Source organism: Streptomyces sp. LS1784 (assembly GCF_020103755.1).
Classification (GTDB): Bacteria; Actinomycetota; Actinomycetes; order Streptomycetales; family Streptomycetaceae; genus Kitasatospora.
The window spans coordinates 1-3,454 of the sequence record NZ_JAHSQD010000735.1 but is presented as its reverse complement, the minus strand read 5'-3'; the positions used below and the strand labels follow the sequence as shown (position 1 = coordinate 3,454).

Below are 3,454 nucleotides of genomic sequence, written 5' to 3'. Positions count from 1 at the left end.
CTGGGCGCGGTGCGGCGGGTGGCCGAACGGGCCGGGCTGCGGCTCGGGCCGGTCGGCCGGTTCGTCCACCGCTGGAAGGCCGCGCTGGGCTGGCTGGCGGTCGCGCTCGCGGCGCTGGCCTTCGTGCTGTGGAACTACCCGACGGTGCTGGTGACGCTCTGTCTGGCACTCGGGCTGGTCGCCGTGCTGGCGGTGCTGGAGCTGCTGGACGAGCCGGGGCCGACGGAGCGGCCGGAAGGAGGAGCCCCGGTCTCGGCCTGAGGGACGATCACGCGGGGCCCGGGGCCGCCCTAGGGTCGGCAGGGTGTGGGGAACGACGTGGAGGGGCTCGCGGCTGCTGCGGCCCGCGCTGATCGGCTCCGGGCTGGGGTACCTGCTGCTGGCGGGCCGTCCGCAGGCTCTGACGGCGACGGACTGGGCGGTCGCCGTGGGGACGCTGCTGCTCGCGGCGCTCGGCGGTCGCCTGCCGCTCGTGGTGGCGCTCGGGCAGTGCGCGCTGACCGTGCCGGCCGTGGCGCACGCCGTGCAGGTGGAGGTCAAGGTCGGCGTGGCCGCGGCCTTCTTCGAACTGGCCGTACGGCGGTGGGGCCGTCCGGTCGCCGGGCTGTGGGCCGCGCTGCTCTGCGCGGAACTGGCGCACGCCTGGCCGTCCGTACCCGCCGCGCTCTACCGGACGGCGCTGCTCGGCGGCGTGCCCGTGCTGCTGGCCGGCTACATCCGCGCCGCCGAACGGGTGCGGCAGGCGGCCGAGGAACGGGCCCGGGAGGCCGAGCGCAGCCGGGACCTCGCCGAGTGGGGCGCCCGGATGGGCGAGCGCGCCGCGATCGCCCGCGAGCTGCACGACATGGTCGCCCACCACCTGGCCTCCACCGTGCTGAGGGTCGGCGTCGCGCGGCACGTCCTGCCGGACGCCGACCCCCGGCTCACCGCCGTACTGGACGACGTGCACGCCGGCGCCACCACCGCCCTCGCCGACCTGCGCCGACTGCTCACCGCCCTGCGCGAGCCCGATGCCGGGCAGCTGGCCCCGCTGCTCGCCGAGACCGCCGACCTGCCCACCGCCGTCGCCGGGGTGGTGGAGCGGTCGCGAGCGGCCGGACTGCGGGTCGACGCGGTGATCGGCGGCCGGCTCGCCGAACTGGACGCCATCGGCGGGCTGACGGTGCTGCGGCTGGTCCAGGAGGGGCTGGCGAACGTGGTGAAGCACGCCGGCCCGGGCGCGCGCGTCCGGCTGCGGGCGACGACGGAGGACGGGAACGTGGCACTGGAGCTGGAGAACACCCGCGGGCAGGCCGGGCCTGCGTCCATGGGCGGCGGGCACGGGCTGCTCGGGATGCGGGAGCGGGTGGCGCTGGTCGGCGGCACCATCGAGGCCGGACCGGTGCCGGACGGCTGGCGACTGGCCGCCTCCTGGCCGCTGGGCACGGGGGCGGCGGCATGACCGGCGTGCTGATCGTCGACGACCAGCAGCTGGTCCGGGCCGGGGTGCGGATGCTGGTCGAGTCCACGGACGATCTGACGGTGGCCGGGGAGGCGGCGGACGGTTCCCGGGCGGTCGAGCTCGCGGTGCGGCTGCGGCCCGACGTGGTGCTGATGGACCTGCACATGCCGGGGACGGACGGCATCGCGGCGACGGCTCAGCTGCTGTCCCGTCTTCCCTCGGCCCGGGTCGTGGTGCTGACCACCTTCGATGACGACGACCGGCTCTACCCCGCCCTGGCCGCCGGCGCCTGCGGCTTCCTCGCCAAGGACGTCGAGCCGGGAGCGGTCCTGGACGCCGTCCGACGGGCGGCAGCGGGCGACAGCCCGTACAGCCCGGCGGTGCTGCGGCGGGTGGTGGCCCGGGCGGCGGAGGACTGGGCGGGGGCGGAGCGGCGGGCGGTGCCGGAGGTCCGCTTCACGGGTCGGGAGAGCGAGGTGCTGCGGCACCTCGCGGACGGGCTGTCGAACGCCGAGATCGCCGGACGGATGCACCTGGGGGTGACGACCGTGAAGACGCACCTGTCGAACCTCATGACCAAGACGGGGAGCCCGAACCGGGTGCGGCTGGCGGTGCTGGCCATCCAGCGCGGGCTCGCCTGACCGGAGCAGGCGAACGGGCGGACGGGGCCGGGTACGGGGCAGGCTGGGCAGGATGTCCGAGAACCCGCCCCCGCCGCCCGTCGACCTGCGGGCCTGGTTCTGGCTGCTGGGCGCGTCCACGCTGTTGATGGCCGGGTACTTCACGCTGCCACTGGAATGGTTTGGCGAGCGCCGGCCGCGGCTGAGCTGGCTGGTCTTCGCGGGGGCACTGGCCGGGATGAGCTGGCTGATGCTGGCCAAGATCATCGGAGTGATGCGGGGCACCGCCAAACGGCCGGTGGTCTGGCTGGCCTTCCTGATCTTCCTGGCGCTGACCATCTTCGCGGCGACGTACTACGTGCTCGGCTCGCACAAGGCGGAGTTCGCCGGACTGGAGACCCGGCTGGACGCGCTGTACTTCACGATCGTGACGATGGCGACGGTGGGGTACGGGGACATCACGCCGGCGGGGCAGACGGCGCGGCTCGTGGTGATGCTCCAGATCGGGTACAACTTCGTGTTCCTCGCGGCGGCCGCCGGGACCGCGTCCCAGGCGATCCGCGGGAACGTCGAGCGCAGGATCCGCAAGCAGGACTGAGTCCGGCACGGCGGGCGGTACGCGGACGGCACGTACCGGACGGGCCGGACGATCCGGCACGGTGCCGGGCCGACCTCGGTGTGACGGGAGCGGGAAGCCGAACGGGGACTCTGCCGGCGACGACTTCGCCGGCAGAGTCGCCGGGCCGGCATCCCCGTTCTTCGGCAGGCTTGTCCACAGCCTGTGGACAAACCTGTGTCGACCGCGGGCCGTCAGCACGGCCTTCGAGCGGCGCGCACGGAGCCGGGAACGCCCCGATCCCCCGCCCGGGACGGAGGGGGATCGGCGCGGACGGCTACGACCCGGTCAGTCCCGGACAAACCGGGAAGCATCCCTCGTGGAAACCCGCACCGGCAGCAATGGGCACGAATCCGCGTCCGCGGAGGCGGCGACCGGGCCTGTCAGTCGTCCTGGAGGTCGGCGGCGGTGTGCAGGGTGGCGAACAGGGCGGAGAGGCGGGTGTTCCAGTTGGCGTAGGTCGGAACGTCGATGGCGTGCTTCTTGCCCATGTCCCGGACCACCTTCTGGGCGTTCCTGAGCTCCTGCGCGGCGTCGTCCGGGTTGCCCTCGTTGAGGCGGGCGGCGGTGGCGTCGAGGATCTTCAGCAGGTCCGTCTGCTTGTCCCGCTCCTTGTTGACCTGGGCCTGGGCGACGGCCTGGCGGAAGGACTGGATCTGCAGCGCGGCGGGCTGGTTGCGCGGGACGGCCGCGGTGGAGGCCGGGGGCGCCGAGGGGGTGGTGGGCGCCGCCGAGGTCGCGGTCGCGGAGGCCTTCGGGGTGGGCGTCGCGGCCGGG

The 3,454-nt window shown here is 74.7% G+C and carries 4 protein-coding genes and 1 pseudogene; 4 read left to right on the top strand and 1 reads right to left on the bottom strand.

Annotated features, from left to right (window positions below):
* From KS423_RS41470 to KS423_RS41455, 4 genes and pseudogenes are all read left to right on the top strand, one after another.
* Positions 1–261: pseudogene (locus KS423_RS41470) on the top strand (hypothetical protein); the annotation flags it as partial.
* Between the two features lie 43 nt (positions 262–304).
* Positions 305–1,441, top strand: a complete 1,137-nt coding sequence (locus tag KS423_RS48270; RefSeq protein WP_224284895.1) for a histidine kinase — start codon at positions 305–307, stop codon at positions 1,439–1,441.
* Complete coding sequence (locus tag KS423_RS41460) at positions 1,438–2,082, top strand: response regulator transcription factor (protein WP_224284894.1); 645 nt, start codon at positions 1,438–1,440, stop codon at positions 2,080–2,082. The genes KS423_RS48270 and KS423_RS41460 overlap by 4 nt, the downstream gene beginning before the upstream one ends.
* A 52-nt stretch (positions 2,083–2,134) precedes the next feature.
* The gene (locus KS423_RS41455) at positions 2,135–2,659 is read left to right on the top strand and encodes an ion channel (protein ID WP_224284893.1); all 525 of its coding nucleotides are present in this window, start codon (positions 2,135–2,137) and stop codon (positions 2,657–2,659) included.
* 401 nt (positions 2,660–3,060) lie between these two features.
* Here KS423_RS41455 and KS423_RS41450 read toward each other — a convergent pair.
* A partial coding sequence (locus KS423_RS41450; protein WP_224284892.1) for a hypothetical protein occupies positions 3,061–3,454 on the bottom strand: 394 nt, incomplete at its 5' end.

What these genes read in the sequence shown, in the direction of transcription:
- KS423_RS41460 (WP_224284894.1), top strand. Translation starts at nt 1,438, where the DNA reads ATGACCGGCGTGCTGATCGTCGACGACCAGCAGCTGGTCCGGGCCGGG.
- KS423_RS41455 (WP_224284893.1), top strand. Translation starts at nt 2,135, where the DNA reads ATGTCCGAGAACCCGCCCCCGCCGCCCGTCGACCTGCGGGCCTGGTTC.